The 24,734-nt window shown below is 44.8% G+C and carries 19 protein-coding genes; 12 read left to right on the top strand and 7 right to left on the bottom strand.

The window, feature by feature from the left end:
- Positions 1 to 45: 45 nt before the first annotated feature.
- Positions 46 to 1,212, bottom strand: coding sequence for a Gfo/Idh/MocA family protein (locus J6I44_RS16270; protein WP_265767214.1), 1,167 nt, complete (start codon positions 1,210 to 1,212; stop codon positions 46 to 48).
- Between the two features lie 303 nt (positions 1,213 to 1,515).
- On the opposite strand from J6I44_RS16270, the gene J6I44_RS16265 reads away from it, so the two are divergent.
- Positions 1,516 to 3,507 (top strand): heavy metal translocating P-type ATPase, encoded by a 1,992-nt coding sequence (locus tag J6I44_RS16265; protein ID WP_265767213.1) that lies wholly within the window; start codon positions 1,516 to 1,518, stop codon positions 3,505 to 3,507.
- A 142-nt stretch (positions 3,508 to 3,649) separates the two neighbouring features.
- Complete coding sequence (locus tag J6I44_RS16260) at positions 3,650 to 4,438, top strand: hypothetical protein (protein WP_265767212.1); 789 nt, start codon at positions 3,650 to 3,652, stop codon at positions 4,436 to 4,438.
- A gap of 20 nt (positions 4,439 to 4,458) precedes the next feature.
- Here J6I44_RS16260 and J6I44_RS16255 read toward each other — a convergent pair whose 3' ends face one another.
- A complete protein-coding gene (locus tag J6I44_RS16255; protein WP_265767211.1) occupies positions 4,459 to 4,941 on the bottom strand; it encodes an OsmC family protein in 483 nt (160 codons plus the stop codon).
- 228 nt (positions 4,942 to 5,169) lie between these two features.
- Here J6I44_RS16255 and cfa point away from each other — a divergent pair, with 228 nt between their 5' ends.
- A complete protein-coding gene (gene cfa, locus J6I44_RS16250; RefSeq protein ID WP_265767210.1) occupies positions 5,170 to 6,258 on the top strand; it encodes a cyclopropane fatty acyl phospholipid synthase in 1,089 nt (362 codons plus the stop codon).
- Between the two features lie 141 nt (positions 6,259 to 6,399).
- On the top strand, positions 6,400 to 9,057 hold the full coding sequence (ppdK, locus tag J6I44_RS16245; RefSeq protein ID WP_265767209.1) for a pyruvate, phosphate dikinase: 2,658 nt from the start codon (positions 6,400 to 6,402) through the stop codon (positions 9,055 to 9,057).
- A gap of 81 nt (positions 9,058 to 9,138) precedes the next feature.
- Here ppdK and J6I44_RS16240 read toward each other — a convergent pair whose 3' ends face one another.
- Both J6I44_RS16240 and J6I44_RS16235 read right to left on the bottom strand, forming a co-directional pair.
- The gene (locus tag J6I44_RS16240) at positions 9,139 to 9,705 is read right to left on the bottom strand and encodes an AraC family transcriptional regulator (RefSeq protein ID WP_265767208.1); all 567 of its coding nucleotides are present in this window, start codon (positions 9,703 to 9,705) and stop codon (positions 9,139 to 9,141) included.
- A gap of 66 nt (positions 9,706 to 9,771) precedes the next feature.
- Positions 9,772 to 10,623, bottom strand: a complete 852-nt coding sequence (locus J6I44_RS16235; protein WP_265767207.1) for a sterol desaturase family protein — start codon at positions 10,621 to 10,623, stop codon at positions 9,772 to 9,774.
- Positions 10,624 to 11,088: 465 nt separating this feature from the next.
- On the opposite strand from J6I44_RS16235, the gene J6I44_RS16230 reads away from it, so the two are divergent.
- Together J6I44_RS16230 and J6I44_RS16225 are read left to right on the top strand one after the other, a co-directional pair.
- Complete coding sequence (locus J6I44_RS16230; RefSeq protein ID WP_265767206.1) at positions 11,089 to 13,119, top strand: alpha/beta hydrolase family protein; 2,031 nt, start codon at positions 11,089 to 11,091, stop codon at positions 13,117 to 13,119.
- A 147-nt stretch (positions 13,120 to 13,266) separates the two neighbouring features.
- Positions 13,267 to 13,833 carry a hypothetical protein gene (locus J6I44_RS16225; RefSeq protein WP_265767205.1) on the top strand — a complete coding sequence of 189 codons (567 nt, stop codon included), beginning with the start codon at positions 13,267 to 13,269 and terminating at the stop codon, positions 13,831 to 13,833.
- A gap of 56 nt (positions 13,834 to 13,889) precedes the next feature.
- On the opposite strand, the gene J6I44_RS16220 is transcribed toward J6I44_RS16225, so the two are convergent.
- Both J6I44_RS16220 and J6I44_RS16215 read right to left on the bottom strand, forming a co-directional pair.
- Positions 13,890 to 14,450 (bottom strand): plastocyanin/azurin family copper-binding protein, encoded by a 561-nt coding sequence (locus J6I44_RS16220; protein ID WP_265767204.1) that lies wholly within the window; start codon positions 14,448 to 14,450, stop codon positions 13,890 to 13,892.
- 213 nt (positions 14,451 to 14,663) lie between these two features.
- Positions 14,664 to 15,638: a DUF4097 family beta strand repeat-containing protein gene (locus J6I44_RS16215; protein ID WP_265767203.1), complete on the bottom strand. Its 975-nt coding sequence runs from the start codon at positions 15,636 to 15,638 to the stop codon at positions 14,664 to 14,666.
- A 161-nt stretch (positions 15,639 to 15,799) separates the two neighbouring features.
- On the opposite strand from J6I44_RS16215, the gene J6I44_RS16210 reads away from it, so the two are divergent.
- Entirely contained in the window at positions 15,800 to 16,651 is an 852-nt protein-coding gene (locus J6I44_RS16210; protein WP_265767202.1) for a proline dehydrogenase family protein, read from the top strand.
- An 88-nt stretch (positions 16,652 to 16,739) separates the two neighbouring features.
- Here J6I44_RS16210 and J6I44_RS16205 read toward each other — a convergent pair whose 3' ends face one another.
- Complete coding sequence (locus tag J6I44_RS16205) at positions 16,740 to 18,212, bottom strand: hypothetical protein (protein WP_265767201.1); 1,473 nt, start codon at positions 18,210 to 18,212, stop codon at positions 16,740 to 16,742.
- A 308-nt stretch (positions 18,213 to 18,520) separates the two neighbouring features.
- Here J6I44_RS16205 and J6I44_RS16200 point away from each other — a divergent pair, with 308 nt between their 5' ends.
- From J6I44_RS16200 to J6I44_RS16180, 5 genes are all read left to right on the top strand, one after another.
- A complete protein-coding gene (locus tag J6I44_RS16200) occupies positions 18,521 to 18,910 on the top strand; it encodes a DoxX family protein (RefSeq protein ID WP_265767200.1) in 390 nt (129 codons plus the stop codon).
- Between the two features lie 66 nt (positions 18,911 to 18,976).
- Positions 18,977 to 21,127, top strand: a complete 2,151-nt coding sequence (locus J6I44_RS16195) for a hypothetical protein (protein WP_265767199.1) — start codon at positions 18,977 to 18,979, stop codon at positions 21,125 to 21,127.
- A 58-nt stretch (positions 21,128 to 21,185) separates the two neighbouring features.
- Positions 21,186 to 21,614, top strand: coding sequence for a YciI family protein (locus J6I44_RS16190; protein ID WP_265767198.1), 429 nt, complete (start codon positions 21,186 to 21,188; stop codon positions 21,612 to 21,614).
- 21 nt (positions 21,615 to 21,635) lie between these two features.
- Complete coding sequence (locus J6I44_RS16185; RefSeq protein ID WP_265767197.1) at positions 21,636 to 22,304, top strand: nitroreductase family protein; 669 nt, start codon at positions 21,636 to 21,638, stop codon at positions 22,302 to 22,304.
- 504 nt (positions 22,305 to 22,808) lie between these two features.
- Positions 22,809 to 24,269, top strand: coding sequence for an OmpA family protein (locus J6I44_RS16180; protein ID WP_265767196.1), 1,461 nt, complete (start codon positions 22,809 to 22,811; stop codon positions 24,267 to 24,269).
- Positions 24,270 to 24,734: the final 465 nt, after the last annotated feature.

The raw sequence follows: 24,734 nt of genomic DNA, 5'->3' as shown, positions 1-24,734 counted from the left end.
GAACAATTCAGCCTATACCATCTAAGCCGAGGCTAAAAAGATAAATTAATCTGTTACAGGATCAAGAAAGTTGCTGTCTTTGTCAAAGTTGAGCATGATTTCGTTGCCCGTTTCGGCCGATTTATAAATAGCCTCCATGGTAATCATATCGCGCTTGCCCATCTCTCCGGGCACGATGCTGGGTTCATCCTCCAAAATACAGCGGGCAAAGTCATCCATCTGCAGCGCCTGTTGGTTAACTTGCGGAAAATCCATTGGGCCTTTGCTGGTTTCACCCTGAATGCCTCCATAGCTGTATGCCGGACTCAGTTCGGCCCAACCCTCGCTTGCTTCTACGCGAAAATTATTGCCGCCTTCCTCATAGCTTGATCGTCCGTGCAGTGTTACATCATCCGGGAAGTTGAGATCCCACTCGATAGTCCCTTCCACATCCGTAAAACTCTCTGTGTCTTGGGTTTTATCCCAGGCCATGACCGAAGTGGGAAGATGCCCATAAGTATAGATACCGGCTTGAATTACATAAATGCCTACATCCATCAATGGGCCACCGCCGGCCAGCTCTTGATCGCGCCGCCATGCCGTAGGGTCATTAAGAGGAAAGCTGTGTTCACCACTCATTTGTTGCACCGGGCCAAATACTTCATTCTGTCCAGCGTGCATCATATGCTGGTTGTAGGGCTCAAAATGCAGGCGGTAACCAATAGAGAGTTTGCGTTTTGCTTGCCTGCAGGCCTCAAGCATCCGCTGGCTGTCCTCGACGGAAGTTGCCATGGGTTTTTCACATATCACATGTTTGTCGGCTTCTGCGGCTCTAATGGTGTACTCGGCATGCATACTGTTGGGCAGCACTACGTAGATAATGTCGATATCGTCATTATCAGCTATCTGGTCATAGGTCTCGTAGTTGTAAATATTTTCTTCGGGGATGTCATATTTATCGGCCCAAATTTTTTCTTTCTCAGGGGTGCCGGTAACAATACCTGATAGTTTGCAAAGCTTCGTTTCTTGTAAGGCGGGAGCCAATTGTCCGGAAGCATAGCCTCCCAGGCCAACCAGGGCGATACCCAGCTTTTCATCATCGGGAAGCTCCGATAAACCGGCGCGAGATAAGAAGTTATTGACTTTGGTTAACATATGAAGACCGGGGGTAGCGGCAATAGATCCAAATCCTAATGAAAGGTGAGCAAGAAAATCGCGTCGTGTATAGCCCATAATAATAGTTGATTAAAGAAATTAACATAATACCCATACTTTACCGATGACTCTGATTTATGCTAAAATTTTTATTTAACAGTTGCAAAGAAATGTCAGGCAATTTATAGCGGTATTCCAGAGCCTCTGGGTTGACGTCCGTTATTTTGATATAAGGTACAAAATAAGTGATACCTCTACGCTTCTTTACTTCCTCCAGGCAGTAGGCCAACACAATTCTGCACAAGAATTACATAAATCTGTAAGTCTGTCTGTTGCCGCCTGTTTATCTTATGTATCAGAAATTGTGATTCAACGAATAGAATGTTGGACATAAAAGAAAAACTTAGTACCAGTAAAAAACGTATGACCCTGTTTTTTAAAAAATATAAAGAAGTTATTAGCAGTAGTGTATTACTTGCGGTAGGTCTAATTGCTGAATTTGTATTGGCCCTTTCCGGTTATATTTATTTGCCGCTATACATACTTTCTTACTTAGTAGTTGGTGGACCTGTATGGGTTAAGGCTTTCAAATCCATAGCTAAGGGCACTATTTTCAGTGAATTTCTGCTAATGGGTATTGCCACGGTCGGGGCCTTTGCCATTGGGGAATATGCTGAAGGGGTAGCTGTTATGCTCTTCTATATGATTGGGGAACATGTGCAGCACGGGGCGGTGCATCGCGCCAAACATTCCATTCGGGAGTTGATTAACCAGCAGCCTGATATAGCAACTGTTGAGCGGTCGGGGTCTACCGAAGAGGTGCATCCTTCTGAGGTAGCAATGAAAGAGATAATTCAAGTGAAGCCGGGTGAAAAAGTACCACTGGACGGTCTCTTGCTTACCGATAAGGCTTCGTTCAATACGGCTGCCCTGACCGGTGAGTCTAAGCCCATGAGTCGGGAGTCTGGGGAAGAAGTATGGGCAGGATCTATCAACCAGGATACCCCTGTGCGTATTAGAGTGACGAGTGACTTCCAGGATACAAAACTCTCCTCCATCCTGGAGATGGTACAAGAGGCCTCGCAACGCAAGGCACCAACCCAGCGTTTTATAGCCCGCTTCGCTGCGGTTTACACCCCGATTGTTGTTTGGCTGGCCGTGGCCCTGACCTTTATGCCGTACCTGCTCGTTGAGAACTATATTTTTCAGGATTGGTTTTACCGGGCACTTATTTTTCTTGTAGTATCATGTCCCTGTGGCTTGGTAATTTCTATTCCGCTCGGATACTTTGGGGGTATTGGTGCCGCCTCACAAAACGGTATCCTGCTTAAAGGATCTGACTTTTTGGATCAACTGCGGAAAATGGACACTCTTTTTGTTGATAAGACCGGTACGCTTACAAAAGGAAATTTTGAGGTGCAGGATATTAACTCTTTGAATGGTTTCAGTAAGGATGAATTACTGACGTTGGCTGCTTCGCTGGAACAGCAGTCCACCCATCCGGTGGCAAAGGCCATCCTAAGTGCTACCAACGGCCAAATATTAAAGACGGTTCATGATCAGCAAGAGGTATCCGGCAAGGGGGTAAAAGGCATTGTTGATCAGCAAGAAATAGTGGTGGGCAACCGGGGCTTTTTACTACAGCATGGTATCCAGCTTGATGAAAATTCTTTTGCTGAGCCTCATACCTTTATCCATGTGGCAGTAGACCGAACGCATGCCGGAACCATCAGTATTGCAGACCAAATTAAACCGGATAGCAAGCAAGCCGTGGCAAAGCTTAAGGAGCAGGGTATTGGTCAGATTGCCATGCTGTCGGGCGATAACCAGAGAGTAGTGGATTATATAGCCAGTGAACTGGGGCTCGATGAAGCGTATGGCGACCTATTGCCGGATGAAAAATACCGAAGGGTAGAACGAGCGCTGGCCAGCTCCGGAACGGTCGGCTTTGTGGGTGATGGTATCAATGATGCACCGGTCATCACTTTGGCAGATGTAGGACTTGCCATGGGCGGCATTGGTTCGGATGCTACCATTGAAACCGCAGATGTGGTCATTCAGACCGACCAACCCTCCAAAATACCACTAGCCGTTGATATTGCACATTTTACGCATCGTATTGTATGGCAGAATATTGTGATAGCGCTGGGCATTAAGGTAGGCATTATGGCATTGGCTGTGATGGGCTATGCTTCGATGTGGGCGGCTATTTTTGCGGATGTGGGAGTGGCCCTCATTGCCATTGGTAATGCCGTGCGCGTACAGCACAGGTTTTCAGACTCTACGTTTTCAGAAATGATGACCTCCACGGAGATTGAATCGAGCACTGATGACCAGGAAGCACAACCTTGCTGCGATTCGTGCAGTGTGTGAGCAGTCCTGAATCTAAAGCGTGGCGTTACTGAAGTCCAAGTCCTTTAGCTAAATAATGCAATTAATTTCTATTTAGAGTGTTTTTTTCTAAAATTTTGTGTTAATTGCTTACACATACTCATAAAGTCACCGGAGGATGCCTATGAAGACGTTTACTCTTTTGCTCGTCCTGCTCACCATAACTACGACTGCAGCCTTTTCTCAAAACGGTCAGGATACCTATAAAAAATTCGATTATATCCGTGTTGATAAGGAGCAGCTTTCAACATTTATGAACCTTGTGAAAGAAAACCTGGCTTCTGCCTACCAGAAGTTGGCTGATAACGGAGAGATTAAAGATTGGACACTTTACCATGCTGAATATCCGGGTGGAGAAGAGAATCATTATAATTTTGTCAGTATTGTCACCGCTTCTGACCTTGCATCCTTCGAAAATATCTTTTCATCTGTGACATCCATTGATTACTTCCCTCCGGAAGCGCAGTCAGAGAATATGCCTACGGTTGAAAACTCGGTTGTCAAAACGGAATTGTGGAAGTTAGAGAATGCCATCATGGATTCTACGGGTGACACGCCCAGCAAGTATATGATTATGGATTATATGAAGGTAACACCGGGTAAAAACCCTGATTACCTGATGTTGGAAGAAGAAGTGGCCAAGCCGATCCATGAAGGGAGAATTGATAAAGAGAAGATGAACAGCTGGCAAGTATATTCGCTACTCACACCCGGGGGTACCGAATATGGATATAACTTTGCTACCGGCAATTACTACGAGAAGCTTGAACACCTGGAGTATGGGTTTAATGACGCGATTATCAACCAATCCATGGGTACGAATGTTAACATACCGGAGCTGTTCAATACGATCTATTCTACGCGAGATCATGTTAAATCGGAACTCTGGAGGTTAGTTGCCCATACTGAATAAAGGGGCGGGTAAACGGGTTTTTATCCAGCCGAAATGGTCTCCATTGTTGGCTTGATTTGGATTTCGGTATGTACGGAATTGGCGATGAAGCACTGTTCATGAGCTTCATGATGCATGTCCATATTCTCTTTAATGCCGGGAGCTGAATCCTTAAGGTAGGTAACTTCTGGATGTAAGGTTACCTGTGTGATCGCCAACCGATCGGAGTCATTTTTTGCCATTAATCCTTCGGCCTTATCCTGGTAGCGGTCAATGATAAAACCATGCTTCGCCGCTATGGATAGAAACCACAGCATATGACAGCTGGATAATGAGGCAATAAATGCCTCTTCCGGGTCAACGGCAGCGGGATCCGATAGCGGAACCGGAACCACTTCGGGTGAGGAAGAGGCTTTCACGATCTCGCCGCCATCAAAGTGCCACTCATGCGAACGCTTGTAACGATTGTCGGTAAAGGTTGCACCATTTCTTTGCCAGCGTATGGTAGAATTATAATGGGCCATTTTATTTTGGGCTAAATTAAATTTTTTCCAAGATAAGCCGAGCTTGGGAAAAATGCAGTGCATATCTTTATTTGTCCAATAGCGGAAATATCCATAAGCATGTAGGACCATAAAAAGGTGATTCTTTTGTTGCCAGTGGTTGATTCCACTACCGGTATTCGTTAATCTTAGAAAGAGGGAAGGGGACATCCAATGGTCAAGAAAAATTGTTTTGAGAGGGAAGGTCATATGAAGAAGCTGAAACAAAAAGTGCAGGATTATTTGGCAATAGCCGACATCCAGATTGATGGAGATCGGCCTTGGGATATGCAAGTCTATAACGACCATCTGTATGATCGCATCCTAAGAGAAGGATCCATCGGGCTGGGAGAAGCATATATGGATCGTTGGTGGAATGCCGAAGCTCTTGATACCTTTTTCTGTCACATTCTGAAAGCCAGGTTGGATCAGCGTACATCTCGGTTATGGCAGCGTATTTGGTTGCTGATTGCCTCAACGCTCCAGAACCGCCAGTCAAAAAAGAGGGCTTGCCAGGTGGGACGTCATCATTATGATACCGGTAACGACCTTTTTAAAGCTATGCTCGATAAGCGAATGGTTTATACCTGTGGCTATTGGTTGGAGGGTGCCCAGACGCTGGAAGAAGCTCAAGAGAAAAAACTGGATATGGTCTGCCGACGCCTGGAATTGGAACCGGGGGACCGCGTTCTTGATATCGGTTGTGGGTGGGGAAGCTTCGCACAGTATGCGGCCCAGGAATATGAAGCCGAAGTTGTTGGCATTACCATATCCAAAGAACAGATGGAATGGGCTAAGCAGCGCTGCGAGGGACTTCCGGTCGAAATTCGTCTTCAGGATTACCGGAGTATCGACGAGCCTTTTGACCACGTGGTATCCTTAGGGATGTTTGAGCATGTAGGGGTAAAAAACTACCGAACCTATATGCAAACCGTGGCCCGATGCCTGTCGCGCGGTGGTACATTTGTATTGCATACCATTGGCGGCAACAGGTCCGTTAGAAATACAGATCCGTGGATTGAAAAATATATCTTCCCAAACTCTATGATTCCTTCGGTTCATCAAATAGGACGGGCCATAGGAGAGTTATTTGTATTGCAAGAGTGGCAAAACTTTGGAGATCATTATGACCGGACACTTATGGCTTGGCATGACAACTTTCAGCAGCATTGGGCTGAGTTAAAGCAACGATATTCTAATCGCTTTTACAGGATGTGGACCTATTACCTGATGTGCAGTGCCGGGAGTTTTAGGGCCGGCAAAAACCATCAGTGGCACATCGTGCTACAGCGTAAATAAGAGATGAAGGTTCGATAAGTACTTTAGCCTGCTTAGCAATGCTGCGATGTAATTTATCACAGAGGTGAACAAAGTTAGGTCCTTTGCTGTTATCATACTAACCGTAATCAGTGATTTAAAATCCGGTGCGAGGGGGAGTTTATGGAAGCTGATAAATATGTTTATTCATTCGGCGCAGGAGCTGCAGAAGGCAATAAAACGATGAAAGATTTGTTGGGTGGCAAGGGAGCCAACCTTGCGGAGATGAGTGCTATAGGACTGCCCATCCCTCCCGGATTTACGATTTCGGCAGAAGTTTGCCAGTACTATAACCAACATGAGAAGGAGTGGCCTGACGGGGTTAAGGAACAGGTTGAACAAAATATTGCGCAACTGGAAGAGCTCATGGGACTCAAATTTGGTGATACGGATGATCCCCTGCTCGTTTCCGTTCGCTCTGGGGCAGCGGTATCAATGCCGGGAATGATGGATACCGTTCTGAATCTGGGGCTCAATGATCGCTCGGTGCAAGGCCTTGCTCAAAAGACTGGTAATGAGCGTTTTGCTTACGACTGTTATCGCCGGTTTATTGATATGTTTGGTAATGTAGTTATGAGTATAGGCCATGAACTGTTCGAAGAAGTTTTGCAGGAGCTTAAAGATGAACAAAACGTTAAGTTGGATACGGAGCTTGAAGTTCCAGAGCTCAAAGAGCTGGTGGCCCGCTACAAAACTGTGTACAGGAATCATACGGGCCATGAGTTTCCCCAAGAGCCCAAAGATCAGCTTCGTCATGCTATCAACGCGGTGCTGGGTTCCTGGAATACACAGCGAGCCCAGACATATCGGAAAATTAACCGGATAACGGGTCTGCTGGGGACGGCCGCAAATGTGCAGGTGATGGTCTTTGGTAATATGGGGGCAGAGTCTGCTACAGGGGTCTGTTTTACACGTAATCCTGCGGATGGAACCAATGAACTGTACGGAGAATTTTTGGTAAATGCCCAGGGAGAAGACGTGGTAGCCGGAATACGAACGCCCCGGAATATCAGCGAGCTCAAAGACGATATGCCCAAAAGCTACCAAGAGCTGCTTAATGTTACCCGTCAACTGGAGGAACATTACCACGATATGCAGGATATTGAATTTACCATCCAGGAGGGTAAACTATATATTCTGCAAACCCGCAATGGCAAGCGGACCGGGGCGGCTGCCGTTAAGATTGCCGTAGATATGGTGGAAGAGCAGCTTATCGCCAAGGAAAAGGCAGTCTTGAACCTGGTTGAACCAACGCATTTGGATCAGCTCCTGCATCCGCAGCTAAATCAATCGGAGTACAGCGACGGTGAAATTCTTGGTGAAGGGCTACCGGCCTCGCCTGGAGCAGCAGTGGGTAAAGTCGTTTTCAGTTCCGAAAAAGCTGAGGAGGAGCACAAAAAGGGAGAGCCCGTAATTTTAGTCCGTGTAGAAACCAGTCCCGAAGATGTAGGCGGTATGTCGGCAGCCGAAGGCATATTAACCTCCCGAGGCGGTATGACCAGCCATGCTGCAGTGGTGGCCCGTGGATGGGGAAAGCCTTGTGTTGCCGGCTGTACGGATATTGCCATTGATTATGAAGCCCTGTTGTTTACCAGTGACGGTAATACTATTAAAGAGGGAGACTGGATTTCCATTGATGGGGCTAAGGGCATTGTTATTAAAGGCAAAAAGGAGGTGGAAGAGCCTTCCTTTGGCAGCAGCTATTATACGTTTATGGGCTGGGTGGATGAGCTCCGGGATATGGAGGTACGGACGAATGCCGATACTCCGGATGATGCGGTCCGGGCCCTGGAATTCGGGGCCCAGGGTATCGGGCTCGCTCGAACCGAACATATGTTCTTCGGAGAGGAGCGAGTTACAGCTATGCGCCGAATGATTCTATCCGAAAATAAAGATGAAAGAGCAAAAGCCCTTGAAGAACTGCTGCCGTATCAAAAGCAGGACTTTATGGACATTTTTGAAGCCATGGAGGGGCGCCCGGTGACTATTCGGCTGCTTGATCCACCGTTGCATGAGTTTTTGCCTGATGAGGAAGAAGGGGTAAGAGCTCTGGCCGGGGAATTGGGTATATCTTTTCAAAACCTGAAACAGAAGATACGAGTACTAAAGGAATTTAATCCCATGTTGGGGCACCGGGGATGTCGACTGGGAATCACCCATCCTGAGATAACCGAAATGCAGACGCATGCTGTACTGTCAGCTGCGGTTCACCTCAAAAAAGATGGGCGGGAGGTGAAGCCTGAAATTATGGTTCCACTGGTGGGAACCTCCGAAGAGTTTATGCATCAACATGAGGTAATAGACCGAGTGGCTGCCAAGGTGTTTAATAACGAAGGGGAAGCGATAGCATATAAAGTGGGCACGATGATTGAGATTCCACGGGCGGCCATTGTAGCTGATAAAATTGCAGCAGAGGCTGATTTTTTCTCCTTTGGAACCAATGACCTCACGCAGATGACCTTTGGGTATAGCCGGGATGATGCTGGTAAATTCTTAGAAAGTTATCAGGAAAAAGGAATATTAAAAGCAGACCCTTTCCAGATTCTGGATGAAGAAGGAGTTGGTGCGCTGGTGAAAATGGCTACTGAAAAAGGGCGCACTGTTAAAAAAGATCTAAAAATAGGGATCTGTGGCGAGCACGGGGGAGATCCTGCCAGTGTTCGGTTTTGTTATCAACTGGGACTCAACTATGTGTCATGCTCACCTTATCGAGTACCGGTGGCGCGACTGGCGGCCGCCCAGGCCCGGCTGCAATCGCAAGACAATGTTCGGCAAAAATAGCATAGCATTGTTTAGGGCCTTTGTAAAACTGGGCTTATCACATTTTCGGGGACGGTGTGGTTTGGCAAAGGCTCCTATAAGTCAAAGCTGGTCTATGGAGATCCGTTTATTTTCCTTGATTTCTTTGAAGTGGGAGGGGGCAAGGCCGGTCTCTTTTTTAAACTGGCGCGAAAAATGCTGCTGACTGCTATAGCCCAACAGGTAGGCAATTTCAGTCAGGTTCTGTTCGCCATAGACAATCAATTCTTTAGCGCGTTCAATCTTTTGCAGGATGTAATACCGTTCAATCGATTTGCCCTCCACGCTTGAGAACAGTCGACTAAGTTGCTGGTAGTCTTTGTGGACATGCTCGGAGAGGTAGTCGGAAAGGTTGCCTTCCAAATCTTTATCCCCCCGCACTTGGCGGATAATAAGTTGCTTGATCTGCTCTACGATGCGGCCGCCCTGATCGTTTATTAAATCAAACCCATTGCTTCGAATTACGTTAAGCAATCGTTCGTATTCTTCGGTGTCCAGAGGGTGTGAAAGGGTCAGTTCACCAAGCTCAATGTGCTGTACTTCGAAATTTGCTTCTCTAAGCTTTTCTTCCAGCACTTCGGCACAATGGCTGCAAACCATATTTTTTATGTGAAAATGTTGTTGGTCCATAAATTAAAATATAGGGGTTTTAGCAGAGAAGTGTGGTAGCTTTGAAAAAATTATATTGGCCAGTAGCTACAATTCTTGATTCGACTCTTCTGGAGGTCGGCGAGTACCTTTTCTAAAGGGCATCGTAAATAATCCCTGCACTTTGTGGTCTTCGGGCGTATCAAATTCATCAAGTCCAATGCGTAAGCTAGAAAGGGGATCATGTAGCCGGAATGTTTGGCACAGTCGATCCCAGAAAGAAAAAAGAGAACTGTAGTTAGAGTCTGTTTCAGGTTGCCAGCGAGAGTGGTGCACTTTGTGCATGGCCGGGGTTACGATGATTGTCCGCAGCACTTTATCCACGTTGGGCGGCAGTGCGATATTTGCATGATGTAGTTGAACGACGGCAAACATCAGCGTTTCGTATAGCAAAAGTTCCCAAAGGTAAATGCCGGTAAGTAGCAGCACGCCGATACGTAGTAGAGAAGAGAAGACGATTTCCCCGGTATGGAAGCGGCTTGCGGTGGTAACATCCATATTGGGGTCGGCATGGTGTACGCGGTGAAAACGCCAGAGAAAAGGAATTTTATGATTGATAAGATGCCAGAGGTACATCCAGAGATCCATGAGCAGGACGGCACCCACTGTGTGCCCCCATGCCGGCAATCCGGCTATCGCTAACCAGTTAAGAAGGCCAAATTGGTTTTGGTAGGCCCAGTTAGAAGCCCATAGCCAGGTGCCTACAAAGAAAACAGAAATAAGTAAGGCATTGGTGAGGCCCAGCGCCATATTGGCCGCCAAATGTTTTCCCTTTTTTCGTATTGACCCCTTAAAAAAATCAAAAAAAGGATGGGCCTGCTCAAGCAGCATTAAGAGAATAAGGCCGATGGCTGCTGCAGCTACCTGCGTCTGTTCCATTACGTTGATTAATGCCTGCATTCACTTTGATATTAAAAAATAACTAATCTCTATTCATGCCATATCACACAACAAAGTAACGAAAAAAACTCACTCTTCGTTTTTTTGACAAATAAGTTGATATCAAAAAAAGCTCGTAAGGCAACCGTTCATCCGTAAACAATTAGAATATTTAAAAGACGTAAATAGATTCGCGTATTTCAGGCATCTGATTATTTTACATTACTTTTAACGCGTTTAGCGGTTAAAATTATGTTTCAACCAAGTAGTGGTTCGGTTCTACGTATGATTTCAGGCTAAAGGTAGTGCTGTCATCCCCCTATTCACGGAAAAATACCGTGAATTTCCCCCTTCGAAGGGGTGTATAGACCGGGGATGAGCCCTTCCTAAATACAGCCTAAATCTGTAGAATCGAGCTTCTCTCTGTTTTTCCAGCCGCTAAACGCGTTACATTTAATCAATGATCGGGATCAAAATAATAATGCTATGTATAAACAACTGTCATTTTTCCTTCTTTTTGTTATTGGGAGCTTAGTTATTCAAAAGGCCCACGCCCAGCCGGATACTCAGTTTAAATTGGAAAATGTATTCGATTTGGAATATGTCTCTGATCCGCAAATATCGCCCGGGGGACAATGGGTTGTATATCAGCGTAATTCGATGGACATCATGGAAGATCGTGAGCACTCTAACCTTTGGCTGATTGACACAGATGGAAGTCGTCACCGGCCGCTTACATCCATGAATAATAATGTGTATTCGCCGCGGTGGTCGCCCAGTGGAGATCGGTTGCTTTATGTATCCACAGAAAGTGGCTCCAGCGAGTTGTACATCCGCTGGATGGATACCGGGGAAAGTGCTAAGATAACCAATTTGACGGGATCGCCGGGTAATCTGTCGTGGTCTCCCGATGGCAAAAAGATAGCCTTCACCATGTTTGTCCCGCAAGAAGAAGCTCCAATGGTATCCCTTCCCGGTCGGCCGGAAGGCGCCGAGTGGGCCGAGCCTGCCAACGTGATTGATGATCTTCAGTATCGGCGCGATGGAGCCTCGGGGTTTGTAAAAGAAGGCTATCGTCATGTTTTTACCATCCCGGCGGAAGGGGGAACGCCGCGCCAAATAACATCGGGAGATTTTAACCACAGTGATCCCGCCTGGATGAGAGACAACGAGCACTTGGTTTTGACATCCAACCGCAAGGAAGATTGGGAATATAAGGCCAGCGATACCGAGCTGTACAAAGTGTCGCTCGAAGATGGAGATCTGACAAAAATAACCGATCGAAGGGGCCCCGATTCCAGCCCGGTGGTTTCGCCTGGTGGCGATCAGGTTGCGTACCTTGGCTATGACGATAACCTGGATGGCTACCAAATTACCAATGCGTATGTAATAAATGTAGATGGCACAGGCAAGAGCGTATTAACAGCCGGTTTTGATCGAAGTGTTGGCAACATTCAATGGGGACAAGGTGGAGAAGGGCTCTATCTTCAATATGACGATGAGGGAAATGGAAAAGTAGGATATGTATCGCTGGATGGCAATCTACAAAAAATAGCAGATAATCTTGGGGGAACTTCATTGGGACGACCGTACGGAGGAGGGGCGTTCAGCGCCTCATCCGATGGGTTGGTTACCTACACCTACGCCACCCCTAAACATCCGGCGGATGTAGCTCTCATAGAAGATGGAGAGCCTATGCAACGGTTGACAAATGTAAATGAGGATTTATTAGGGCATAAGACCCTTGGCGAGGTAGAAGAAATTTGGTATGAATCCTCCTTTGACGGCCAGAAAGTTCAGGGCTGGATCATCAAACCACCCAATTTTGATCCTCAGAAAAAGTACCCCTTAATTTTAGAGATTCACGGGGGACCATTTGCCAATTATGGGGATCGATTTACAGCCGAACTTCAGCTTATGGCTGCTGCCGGCTATGTGGTGCTCTATACCAATCCCCGGGGCAGTACCAGTTATGGCAAGGCCTTTGGCAACTATATCCACCATAATTACCCCAGCGAGGATTATGACGACCTGATGTCTGGTGTGGATGCGGTTATTGATCGTGGCTATATCGATGCCGACAGCCTTTATATTACCGGAGGAAGTGGAGGTGGAGTGTTGACCGCATGGAGTATTGGTAAAACGGATCGATTTAATGCTGCCGTTGTAGCAAAGCCGGTGATCAACTGGTATAGTTTTGTACTCACCTCTGACGGGGCCCCTTTCTTTTATAAATACTGGTTCCCGGGCCTGCCATGGAACAACCGTGATCATTATATGGATCGATCTCCTATATCGTTGGTTGGTAATGTGACCACTCCAACGATGTTACTCACCGGTGAAGAAGACTATCGAACGCCTATGTCGGAGACCGAGCAATATTATACTGCTTTACAGCTACAGAAAGTAGAGTCGGTGATGGTTCGTATCCCAGGCTCCGGACACGGTATTACCAGCCGCCCCAGCAACCTGATGAGTAAGGTAGCGCATATTTTAGCTTGGTTTGATAACCATTAGGTTTTGTAATTGTAAATTATAATGGCTGAGAATGGAAAAGATAGTCGAAATTTGTATGTTGAAGTCGAATTTTAGCTTAAAATGAGATCAATGCGACAGCAAACTTTTTTAGGGATAACCATTTTTGTAATAGCTACACTAAATTCTTTGAATTGTAAAGTAATGGCCCAGGAACAGCAAATACGTACGCCGGAAGAACAGATCATAGCCGCTGTCCGGGCCGCACCGGAAGCGTTCCGTGCCGAGGCAACCGTATTGGGATATAAGGCAGACACAGTCCTGACCACCTTACGTGAAGGAACAAGTACGTTGGTCTGTTTGGCTGATGATCCCCGTAGTCCTGATTTTCATGTAGCCTGCTATCATAAAGACTTAGAGCCTTTTATGAAAAGAGGGCGTGAACTGAAGGCTAAAGGTATGTCGCGAAAAGAGGTCGACCTGATCCGTCGCTCGGAAATTAAGTCTGGTGAACTGCCGATGCCGGAAAAGCCAATGGCCCTTTATTCCTTATCCGGAAATGAAGAGGCCTTCGACTATGAAAAGAAGGAAGTCAATGAAGCGTCTCCACGATATGTCATTTACATCCCCTACGCTACGGAGGCTACCTCCGGCTTATCCAAAAGTCCCGCCAGTGAGGGGGCGCCATGGATTATGGAGCCGGGCACGCCCTGGGCCCACATCATGGTACTGACGGGCCGAGAAATAGAACAGTAAATACAAAAGGCGACTGATTGCTCAGTCGCCTTTCGGATATAATAAAACGGAAGTTGTTATCCTTCTACTTTAAGGATTCCTTTCATGCCACCTACGAAGTGTCCCGGAAAGGTGCAGAGGTAATCGTACTCACCTGCTTCTTCAGGAACCGTAAAGGTTACTTCAGTAGTTTCTCCACCACCAGCTAAGCCTGTCTGGGCAACGATTTGGTCTTGCATATCTGATGGAACATAATCATTGTCTTTTGCTTTCATAGCAGCCGTAGCAAATGCTTTAGTGTCTGCATTTAAGGTAAGGAGCAGCCAGTTGTGCGACATCGCTGTGGCTGGCAGCTTACTTTGGGTCGTCAACTTAATATGAATTTCTTCTCCAGGCTTTGCTGTAATAGTCTCAAGCTGCAAGAGTCCATCCTGACCTATTTTATCGCCAACCGTAATGCCGTCGCTGTTTGCTGTTACAGCAAATTTCATCTGGTCGAGCCCTACAACCTCAATGGTTCTTGGCTCGCTACGTGTTTGATCAGTAGAACCAGCTTGTTCATTGCTTTCGGAGCCACCGCCACCACAGCCGATAAATAAAATCAGGGAAAGGGCGGCCAAAATGTTTAACATTTTCATAATAAAGGGAATATTTTATTTAGAGGTTAATAAGTTAATAGATTAATAAGGCTATTTAATACCTGATATTGATTTTTAATATAAGGGATCAAATAGCTCAATAACTTTAAGAAGCTTAAATATAAGAGTTATTAACCAGAAATTAGCATTATGAAAATGACTTTATTTTATATAATAAACTCGGTTTTATCTGCTGTCCTGACTTTGCTACGGTTATTTGAAAGCCAGCGATACCGTACCGCCTGATGTTCGAGCAGAAACAGAGGGGCCTCCGCCATTTATTTGCCCTTCAATTTCGTTACGTTCAGCCTTTCCGGAGAAATTTTGCAGGTTTGAGCTCACGAAGCTTCCTTTAAGGTCGAGGTTCAATCCTATATTCGTAGGAACGGTAATATTAATATTACCACCACTTGTCTTCAGGTCTACAAACTCCCCAATCGTAATGAGGTCGGCCTCAATACTACCACCGCTGGTCTTGGCTTCAACAGTGCCGGCTACATTTTCGAGGCTTATATGCCCGCCACTGGTTTTGAATGTAAGATTACCTTCAGAATTTTCTGCGTCAATATGTCCACCACTTGTGCGGGCATTGAGGTTAGCTTGAACATCTGAGACTGTAATATGTCCACCGGAAGTACGTGCATTAACGGTGCCGGTGAGTGTGCCTAACTCCAGGTGTCCGCCGCTGGTTTTAATTAGTTGGTTACCGGAGAGGCCCCGAACCTCAATATGTCCACCACTGGTATTTAAATCCGTATCGATACTTTTGGGGGTATAGATAACAAATGAAATGGAAGGTTTGTCTTTGCTTCCAAACCAGTTCCAGCCGTTGCCTTCCCGTTTGGCAATAGCTCGAATCGATTGCCCTGACTGGGAGATATCAATATGCCAATCGCTAAGGTCGGTATCAGCTGGTGTTAAAACTTTACCATTTTTGCGCACATACATCTCTACCTCCACCGTATTGGAAGAAGAGCCGGTGACCGTTATATGCCCTCCGGAAGTCTGGACATCCAGTGTTCCTTTTCCTGACAAAGTAAAGGATTCAACCCGATAAGGGGAATCTTGTATCGTGCGTTCATGTCCGTTTGCCGTGGCTTTACTTGGTACAATAAGGATAGCAGTAATAACAAGTGAAAGAAAAAAGGCCAAGGCAACTCTAAATAGATAATTTGTTCGTGTATACATAACAGAACCCAGGTTAAATTATTTGGTTGATGTTTTTTTAGTACGACTATTTTTGTTAAAGGTTACATATGGGTGAAAACTAAACGTAGAGTCTGAGTAGGAGAGATGCTTTCAATTTCTTATTTTTGGGCACCTCAGAAATAAGAGAATAACAAGTATTCATGAAGTTACCCTTTATTTTAGCAAAGCGGTTCGTTGCTGGCGAATCGTTTCAGGAAACCATCCCAAAAGTAGAACAGCTCAATCAAAAAGATATTCACATTACGCTCGACCTCCTCGGCGAAAATGTGGACGATCGGGAGATGGCCGATGATACGGTTGCAAGCTATATCAAATTGTTGAAAAATATCAGTTCTGCTGGCCTCGATAGCACAATTTCCATTAAGCTTACGATGCTGGGCTTGGATATTGATGAAAGTTACTGCCGCGATAACTTGTTTAAGCTGCTGGATGTGGCTCGAGAACACAACCAGTTTGTCCGTATTGATATGGAAGGCTCGGACTATACCCAGCAAACGATCGACCTTTTCAAAGAAGCCTTCAGGGAGTATGGGAAGCATGTGGGAATTGTAATTCAAGCTTATCTGCACAGAACCAAAGACGATATTGCCGAATTAGCTGATCTGGGAGCAGACGTGAGACTGTGCAAAGGGGCCTATAATGAGCCTGAACATATTGCTTTGCAGAATATGGCTGCAATACGACAAGCATTTAAAGAATATGCGAAAGTACTGCTTGAAAAAACATCCTATCCCCGCATAGCCACTCACGATGATGAGCTGGTTGACTGGGTAAAAAAGTATGCCTCCGAGCATCAGGTTGACCAGTCGCGTTTTGAGTTTCAAATGCTGTATGGTCTGCGGCAAAATACCATGGAAGAGCTGGCCGACCAGGGGTATAATACCCGTATTTATGTACCCTTCGGAACCATGTGGTTTCCTTACTTTAAGCGTAGGTTAATGGAGCGTAAAGAAAATATTTGGTTTGTGCTTTCTACCCTGTTTAAAAAATAGCGTCCAAAAGATTAGTGTGGAAAGCAATAGCTAATTGATTTTAGAATACCCGCAGATGCCTAAACACCGGCGGGTATAATCGTTTTTGCTAATTTTCTTCCAGGTAAGCTTTCAAGCCGGTCGTATCTATATTACCCTGAATGGACCAGGCAAAATCTAATTTCAGCTGTCCCTCAAAAATGGTGTCGCTGAGACTTACATATGAATCCCCTACATAAGGGGTTCCTGAATTTGAACCGGATCCAAGGCTATCGGGATTGATTGTTGCCATAGCATGACAACTCATACAGTTGGTTCGTACCCCGGCAGAAGTGGATATCGAGTTCCCGGCAGAAGTATTGATAACACTTATCTTGTCATTAAAAACATTGGGGCCAAACCCGGACTCTAGATAAGGATTGAAGGCATAATTTGGAGTGCCGGTAACGTTTTCTCCACTGTAAGGCTCCTGTGGATTGACCATATAGTAAGCGGTTGACATAGCGTAGTGAGATGCAGCACGGCTTAAAGCGTCCATAGGCCTTTGGTCTGCAATGGTTTTTGAACTGGGTGCTAATGGTTTGTTGGCATCCGGAGCCCACCAGAATGTCTGCCAGGTCCATCGTTTATTTTCTTTGGTCGTCACATGCATTCCTACCAATATGACTACATCTCCGGGCTTTGCCGTCATACGGTTGGAGGCATTTTCGCTAAACTCTTTATTAAAATAATGAGCATCCTCTTTATTCATTTTGTAATGAATAAAGTCATTCAAATTATAGGTGGTCGAGTCTGTTGGTGCAGGAGGGGTATTACTATCCGGATAGATGGCCCGACTGCCATTCCCGTTACTTTGGTTTGTAATGTCAATGTATACAGACGAATGCCAGTCTTTTTCTGGGAATCCCGCGAGTGAGTCAATAGGTCCTGGCCAGACAGAGATAGCAAATTTAGTCTGATCGCCGGAAGAGGATACTGGCAACACCTTAAATACGGGTTTTATGGTAATAGCATCATTGGGGAAATCTGGAATACTGTTTCGGCCTTCCTCAGCATAACCCAACAAGGTAGTGGCTAAAAAAATCTTTTCCTCAATAGCATAATTGGAGGCTGCAGGACTATATGCAACGGATTCATGGATGCTGTCATTAACAGTAGAAACGAAGTGGGTGAACTGGTTAGGCTTGTTAAGGTTTGCCCTGTTTGATCGTTTTATGGGTTGGTTTTTCAGGGAGTCAATCATTTCCTCAGGAGTAAGCCATGTTTCATATACCAATAGCGTTTTTTCCCCAACCTTTTGGTTCGTAGGAGCTGTGAGTCCCGCCCAGATACCCCAGCCGTGTTTGTATATATTTATGGAATCATCCTCAGCGATCCATTGATTGAGGAGGGTAGAATCCATAGGAAATTCAAATCCTGGAATATTCAAGCTGGGAAAATCTACCGGTGTAACCTTATCATATTCAAAAGTCAGCTCGGAAGAAGTGGGCTTATCCCCCAAAGGTTCCTCATTGCCTGAACTACAAGCAATAAGTGCAAAGAACAGTAATAGTACTGGTAAATTAGAAATGTATTTTCTCATTGGAATAGGGATTTTAAGATTTGTACCCGACTATTAAGATGGTATTTACTTTATGAGCATATATTGCAATGCAATTTAATTTTATGAATATTACATGGTAAATAAAAGTATTTTATTATATATAGTGTTGATCTATATTTTTATGTTATTTTCAAAATTATAAGTTCCAGAATTATATTTTCTCTTCTACGTAGAAAAGAGACATTCAGGGAAACTAGTAATACTCAATCTTGTAGGTTTGAGTTGATAAGCTTGTTTGCCATACTACAGTATCGGTAAATGCAATCTTGATCCTTGAAACATACTCCATGATACAATTCCTGACCTCCCCTTCTACAAGCCAATACCTGGTTGGCATTATCTTTATGATGATGGGAATTCTGCATTTTTTAAAACCGGGCGTATTTGCAGCCATAATTCCAGATTTTATCCCATGGCACAAAGCGATGGTTTACATCAGCGGAGTGGCAGAGATTGCCGGAGGGCTCGGCGTCTTGCTACCTCCTTATAGGGCGATGGCAGCATGGGGACTCCTGTTATTATTGCTAGCAGTTTTCCCGGCGAATATCAATATGGCAGTTCAGGCAATTCAAAAAACAGGACTTCTTTCTTGGTATGCTGCTCTTACAATTCTTCGGCTTCCGTTACAGTTTGTATTGATGTATTGGGTTTACTGGGCGTGTTTACTACAAACTTAAGAACGCATTTGGCCGCTGCTAAATTTGCTATTTGCCTTTTCCCCGTCAGCTGTTACTTTTCGGATCATGTTGCAAAATGCATCTTTCCATACGTATCAAATTCCACTTTTAGCCTTGCTGGTAGGCACAGGGATGCTCTTTATCCCGTTATTGGGAAATTTTCATATTGAATCAGCGATGCTGGCTTCACTGATAGGCTGTTTCTGGGCGGGACTCAAAGCATGTAATGGTGATCAATCTCGGCATGATTTTTTCGAAGCCTTAACTATATTGGGTTATCTGTATGTAGCAGCCGTTCCTCTTTTGGTTTATGCCCTGTTGAGCGGATGCTTGTCTATCCATGGGTTGGCATTTTGGATACTGTTCCCCTCAGGCAGTGTCTATTTTGGATATGCTCTTGGCCGTCTTATTCGAAAATGGAATATCCCGTATACCAAAACTTTAACAGTGGGATTTTTGCTGACTATCGCCATTGGGATATTACTATTCGAGCTGTTCGCTTATCCACAGGTCTATTTTTTCAATCATGTATGGGGAGGTTGGCCGGGACCGATCTATGATGAAACCATTACCGTTAATATAGGGACCGTCTTTTTCCGTTCTATTACTTTATTCTGGATTTTATTGCTATGGCATATACCTGCTATCAATAAGCAGCGATTTGCTGTATGGTTAGTTGCTTTTTCATCGATCGCCCTTGGGATCAGTTACACGCAGCTGGCTGAGATGGGAGTTGTATCCCCGCCGTCATACCTGCAGTCTGTGCTTGGGGGGCATAAAGAGACGGCTCATTTCAATATTTATTATGACCATCAGTATTACAGCGAGGCAGAGATCCAGCTGTTAGCACAAGAACATGAATTCTACTTTCGGCAGATCAGTAATAAGCTCGAACTATCTCTGCCGAAAGCGGATCAAAAGATTAAAAGTTACTTGTATGCAAATCCCTGGCAAAAGAAAAAGCTGGTGGGGGCCAAGTTTACCAGTTATGTGCCCGTTTGGCTGGGGCAGGATCAGCTGCATATTGCTAAGCAGCAAATTGGAAGTAGTCTTAAACACGAACTGGTACATGTTCTAAGTAAACAGTTTGGTAACAGACTTTTGAATGCCAGCTGGAGTATTGGCCTGATCGAGGGGGTAGCTGTGGCGGTAGCAGGAGGATCTTCGTCTACAACAACCATCGATCAAATTGTTGCCTCCGAAAGGCCGTATCCTAATGCTCGTGAGTTACGCTCTTCTTTTTCTCCCTTGGGGTTTTATGGTGGGCGCTCGGGAGTCAATTATACCACCGGCGGCTCCTTTGTACAGTATCTGATAAATAATTATCCAGTTGAATATTTGAAAGAAGCCTATCGTACAGGCCGTATTGGGCAAGCCTACCCGCAGGAATGGCCACAGTTAGTCCAGGGTTGGCACCGGCACCTGGATTCCATATCTGTAGATTCGGTGGATCAACGTATTGCCCGTCGTATATTTGCTATTCCCTCGCTCTTTGAGCAGCCATGTCCCCATGTAGTTTCCGATTTTGCAGCCGCATGGGACAGCTACCAGTATTACCAAGCTACGGATGACACAGCGAAAGCCTTACAGGCATTGGATAAGGTATTAATGGTATCCGATAGCCTGCCGCCTATAAAGGCCGAATGGAGCTACCGTCACTTAGTGGCTGGTCATGGGTCAAAGGTCCGTGCAAGAGCCTCTCTGGCAGACACCACTGTTGATCTGCAACTATTGTATGCCGATGCATTCAAAGAGAATGGACAAGCGTTACAGGCCGAGAACCACATGGAAAGGGCACAGGTTCTTTTTAATGAGCATCCGGATTTGCTCATAAAGCCGGCCCTGGATACCCGGTTGGACTCTGAGCAATGGCAGATTTATCGTCAATTGACCTATCAACAGCAGTTACCTGACTCAGCGACATTTGAAAAAGCCATGTATCGCACGAAAATCCGTAGTATTAAGAAAGCTATTGACGAAGAAGAGTGGCAAACCGTAATACGATATGGAAGACAGCTTTTGGAAGAACCCATACAGGTAACCTATTTTGATGAGCTTTTACAGCTGGTACAGTATCTTGGATTTCGGGAAAAGTATGAGCTGGCCGAGCAATGGATAAACAAGCTAAGCAGGTTATCTTTGCGCGATCGATACCAACAGAGACTACAGCAAGAAAGAAAATGGCTGAATTTCTTGGAGTCAACTGGAAAGAATTGAAAAATTGTTAAGTTAGATTCCAATAGATTGTTACGAAAAATTAAATTAACAGAAGATTATGAAAAAAATAATGATGTGCAGTGTTGGGCTGTTGATTTCAGTGTCCGCCTGGGCCCAGGAGGTTGATAGCAGTAAGGCCACGGTCCCTGAGACCTTTGAGATGGAGTCGGGAGATACGACCTACGTGATGCAGAAGTATTTTATGGTTTTCCTAAAACGCGGGCCAGAGCGGAGTCAGGATGAGCAGGAGGCTGCAACAATCCAAAAAAAGCACCTGGCTTATTTGAATAAAATGTATGAAATGGGAAAAACAAGTATCACAGGTCCTTTTGGTGATGATGGTGAAATTCGTGGAATAGTTATCTATAATACGGCCACAAAAGAAGAAGCCTTGAAGCTGGCCAAACAGGATCCGGCGGTGCAAGCGGGCCGTCTTGAAGTGGAGATCCATCCGTTTTGGTCTGCTAAAGGCTCAACCTTAAGATGATTTCCTTTTAGTAAAGTTAGTATGAGCCACAAAGAGTTTGTTCCGTATTCTGGTTACGAAAGGTATCCCGTGGATGAAATGCGTCAGCGGGCGCGTTCTTTTTATAAAAATATCAGAAAGCGGCGTACAGTCCGCGAATTTTCTGACAAACCGGTACCGCGTGAAATTATTGAAGACTGTTTGCTTGCTGCAGGAACAGCACCCAATGGCGCCAACAAGCAGCCCTGGCATTTTGTAGTTATAAGCGATTCTGAAGTAAAAAAACAAATTCGGGAGGCTGCTGAAGAAGAGGAGCAAAAATTTTATGAAGAACGTGCTACCGAAGAATGGCTGGAGGCCCTTGCTCCGCTTGGAACAGATGCTGAAAAGCCATTCCTTGAACAAGCTCCATATCTGATTGCCATTTTTTCTCAAAGTTATGCGATCGATGAAAATGGAAAAAAGGAAAAGCATTACTACGTCAAAGAGTCTGTCGGAATTGCCACTGGAATGCTTATTACAGCTATACATCATGCAGGATTGGCTTCGCTTACCCATACGCCAAGCCCCATGGGCTTTTTAAATGATATCTTAGGCCGCCCCAATAACGAACGGCCCTTTTTGTTGCTGGTGGTAGGTTATCCTGCAGAAGATGTACAGGTGCCAGATATTACGAAAAAAACACTCAGTGAAATAGCAACTTTTGTATAGAAAGACTTAGCAAACGCCGCTCTTTACATTATTTCATACAGGTTGAGAATAGCTCTTCCCTGCCCTTTTTCAATTCTTGAATTAAAAAAGAGACAGGCCACTATTTAAAGTGTGCAAATTAGCGTGTTTTGTTATAAATGATCAATGAAATTAATCTATAATGTTGAATGATAGGGGCTTATAGAGGCACAAATGCACCCAGAAGAAGGGTTATTCTATCAAAGTTCGCTCATTAGAAAAATTTAAAAATGGAAAATAAATTATTATTTAGAATAAATTCACCCTCTTTCCGTCGGTATAAAATAGCTCTAAGTTCATAAAAATTAGTCATTTAGATGTTTGTACTGGGGAGGTTGAAGGTTTTTTAAAAAAATGTTGTTAATATTTAGAAAAAATAGGGAACTTAAGCACCGTATTGAGCTTTTAATAAACGTTACAACGTTAAAATTACATAAATAAAATCAGGCGTTGGCCTGAATCATAAATCAATATTAAGGAGGTTTTATGTTAAAGAAGCTACTTTTAGCCGCAACTATGTTGTGCCTGTTTGTGCCTGCGATGCAAGCCCAAACGGATCTCAACCGGACGTGGTTAAGCATCCATGTTGGGCATAACGAATACGATGGTGATCTCGGCAACGAGATGCTGGAGTATGAGCTCAAATCAGACTGGGCTGGAGGTATTGGGTTTCACCAGTATTTAAGTCCATCTTTTGATTTTGATGCTGTACTGACCTATGGATACCTGGATTATAAAAATGGAGAAGATGGAACTGTTGATCCAAACCCTGTTAAAGCAAATAACAGCTTTGGAACAAAGTATCTGAATGCCAATTTAATGCTACGTTATAAGCTGGCCAATGGATATATCTTTGGTCAGAATGCTGCATTGCAGCCATTTCTGGCAGCTGGTGTTGGCGTTACTCCCTACTTTGGAGGTAGCGATAATATCTATTTTGGAGAATCAGGTAATGATATTGAAAGCCGAGTAGGATTTGGAGTTCCTCTTGCGGCTGGATTCGATATCCCTCTATCAAAAAAGACCAAAATTATTTTAAAGGCTACCTACAACCGTACATTTGTTGACGGCTTTGATGGGCAAGCTGAGGGTCTTGGAAGATCAAGTGGTGGTATCGATAGCAACATCGATAACAAAGACCATGATGATTTCTTAGTTACATCTGTTGGGTTTAAATTCAACGTAGGTGGTGCTAAAGATACTGATGGTGATGGCATTATAGATAGCGAAGATGCATGTCCTGAAGAAGTAGGCACCGAAGCAAATAACGGTTGTCCTGATACAGACCGTGATGGTATTATCGATAAGGAAGACGATTGTCCAGAAGTTGCTGGCGAAGCTGAATTTAATGGCTGCCCAGATTCTGATGGAGACGGCATTATCGATAGTGAAGATGCATGTCCAGAAGTTGCTGGCGAAGCTGAATTTGACGGCTGCCCAGATAGTGATGGAGACGGCATTGTTGACAGCGAAGATGCATGTCCAGAAGTTGCTGGCGAAGCTGAATTTGACGGCTGCCCGGATACTGACGGAGACGGCATTGTTGACAGCGAAGATGAATGTCCAGAAGTTGCCGGAACCGAAGCAAATAACGGTTGTCCTCAGGTAGACTTCGACTTTGCTGATGTTAACTTTGGTTTTGATCAGTCCATTGTTGAAGATGAGTTCAAGGCAGATCTCGATCGATTGGCTGAAGAACTGATGGACGATACTAACTTGCAGGTAACCTTAACGGGTCATGCTGACCGTATCGGTACTGAGCAGTATAACCTGCGTCTGTCGCAGCGTCGTGCTGAGTCTGTCAAGAACTACTTAGTCGGACAAGGTGTAAGCGCTGACCGTATCTTTACAAAAGGTGTCGGTGAAACCGAACCATTGATTCAAGATGCGGATACGCAAGAACGACGACAGAACCGTCGAGTTGTAATTGAAGTTTCGCGCATGTAACGTGCGAAAAGCTCAAGAACTGAAAAGGCCCCGCTTTCAACAGCGGGGCCTTTTTTTATTGGTAAGGAATTCTCTTTTTGCCTTACAAGCTATGGATTTATAGAACCGAGAACCTAGAGCCAAGGCTTATATAGCCAAATATAGAAGACACACCAGATAAGAATGATTATGGAATAAGGCCAGGTTGATAGCTTGGCCTATTTCATATTTAATGATAGGTTTGTCTACTGGCTAACGATCCTTTTATTTTTAAGCATAATGCTTATCCTCCTCAAAGTAATGGCGGAGTCTTATACTATTTGAGTGAAGCTATCAGTATTAGACAATAAAAGTTTATATGAACTTGCTACATTTTGGTGGACACCCAGTTAAGCCATAGATTGTCGCCGCAATTTATGACCAATACCTATTATGAGTAAAAGACGAACCTACAGCAAAGAATTTAAATTGGACGTGATCCAACAA

The sequence above is a fragment of the Fodinibius salsisoli genome (assembly GCF_026229185.1).
Lineage (GTDB): Bacteria > Bacteroidota > Rhodothermia > Balneolales > Balneolaceae > Fodinibius > Fodinibius salsisoli.
This window is presented reverse-complemented; position numbering and strand designations above follow the sequence as displayed.

What these genes read in the sequence shown, in the direction of transcription:
- J6I44_RS16270 (WP_265767214.1), bottom strand. Translation starts at nt 1,212, where the DNA reads ATGGGCTATACACGACGCGATTTTCTTGCTCACCTTTCATTAGGATTT.
- J6I44_RS16265 (WP_265767213.1), top strand. Translation starts at nt 1,516, where the DNA reads ATGTTGGACATAAAAGAAAAACTTAGTACCAGTAAAAAACGTATGACC.
- J6I44_RS16260 (WP_265767212.1), top strand. Translation starts at nt 3,650, where the DNA reads ATGAAGACGTTTACTCTTTTGCTCGTCCTGCTCACCATAACTACGACT.
- J6I44_RS16255 (WP_265767211.1), bottom strand. Translation starts at nt 4,941, where the DNA reads ATGGCCCATTATAATTCTACCATACGCTGGCAAAGAAATGGTGCAACC.
- cfa (WP_265767210.1), top strand. Translation starts at nt 5,170, where the DNA reads ATGAAGAAGCTGAAACAAAAAGTGCAGGATTATTTGGCAATAGCCGAC.
- ppdK (WP_265767209.1), top strand. Translation starts at nt 6,400, where the DNA reads ATGGAAGCTGATAAATATGTTTATTCATTCGGCGCAGGAGCTGCAGAA.
- J6I44_RS16240 (WP_265767208.1), bottom strand. Translation starts at nt 9,705, where the DNA reads ATGGACCAACAACATTTTCACATAAAAAATATGGTTTGCAGCCATTGT.
- J6I44_RS16235 (WP_265767207.1), bottom strand. Translation starts at nt 10,623, where the DNA reads ATGCAGGCATTAATCAACGTAATGGAACAGACGCAGGTAGCTGCAGCA.
- J6I44_RS16230 (WP_265767206.1), top strand. Translation starts at nt 11,089, where the DNA reads ATGTATAAACAACTGTCATTTTTCCTTCTTTTTGTTATTGGGAGCTTA.
- J6I44_RS16220 (WP_265767204.1), bottom strand. Translation starts at nt 14,450, where the DNA reads ATGAAAATGTTAAACATTTTGGCCGCCCTTTCCCTGATTTTATTTATC.
- J6I44_RS16215 (WP_265767203.1), bottom strand. Translation starts at nt 15,638, where the DNA reads ATGTATACACGAACAAATTATCTATTTAGAGTTGCCTTGGCCTTTTTT.
- J6I44_RS16210 (WP_265767202.1), top strand. Translation starts at nt 15,800, where the DNA reads ATGAAGTTACCCTTTATTTTAGCAAAGCGGTTCGTTGCTGGCGAATCG.
- J6I44_RS16205 (WP_265767201.1), bottom strand. Translation starts at nt 18,212, where the DNA reads ATGAGAAAATACATTTCTAATTTACCAGTACTATTACTGTTCTTTGCA.
- J6I44_RS16200 (WP_265767200.1), top strand. Translation starts at nt 18,521, where the DNA reads ATGATACAATTCCTGACCTCCCCTTCTACAAGCCAATACCTGGTTGGC.
- J6I44_RS16195 (WP_265767199.1), top strand. Translation starts at nt 18,977, where the DNA reads ATGTTGCAAAATGCATCTTTCCATACGTATCAAATTCCACTTTTAGCC.
- J6I44_RS16190 (WP_265767198.1), top strand. Translation starts at nt 21,186, where the DNA reads ATGAAAAAAATAATGATGTGCAGTGTTGGGCTGTTGATTTCAGTGTCC.
- J6I44_RS16185 (WP_265767197.1), top strand. Translation starts at nt 21,636, where the DNA reads ATGAGCCACAAAGAGTTTGTTCCGTATTCTGGTTACGAAAGGTATCCC.
- J6I44_RS16180 (WP_265767196.1), top strand. Translation starts at nt 22,809, where the DNA reads ATGTTAAAGAAGCTACTTTTAGCCGCAACTATGTTGTGCCTGTTTGTG.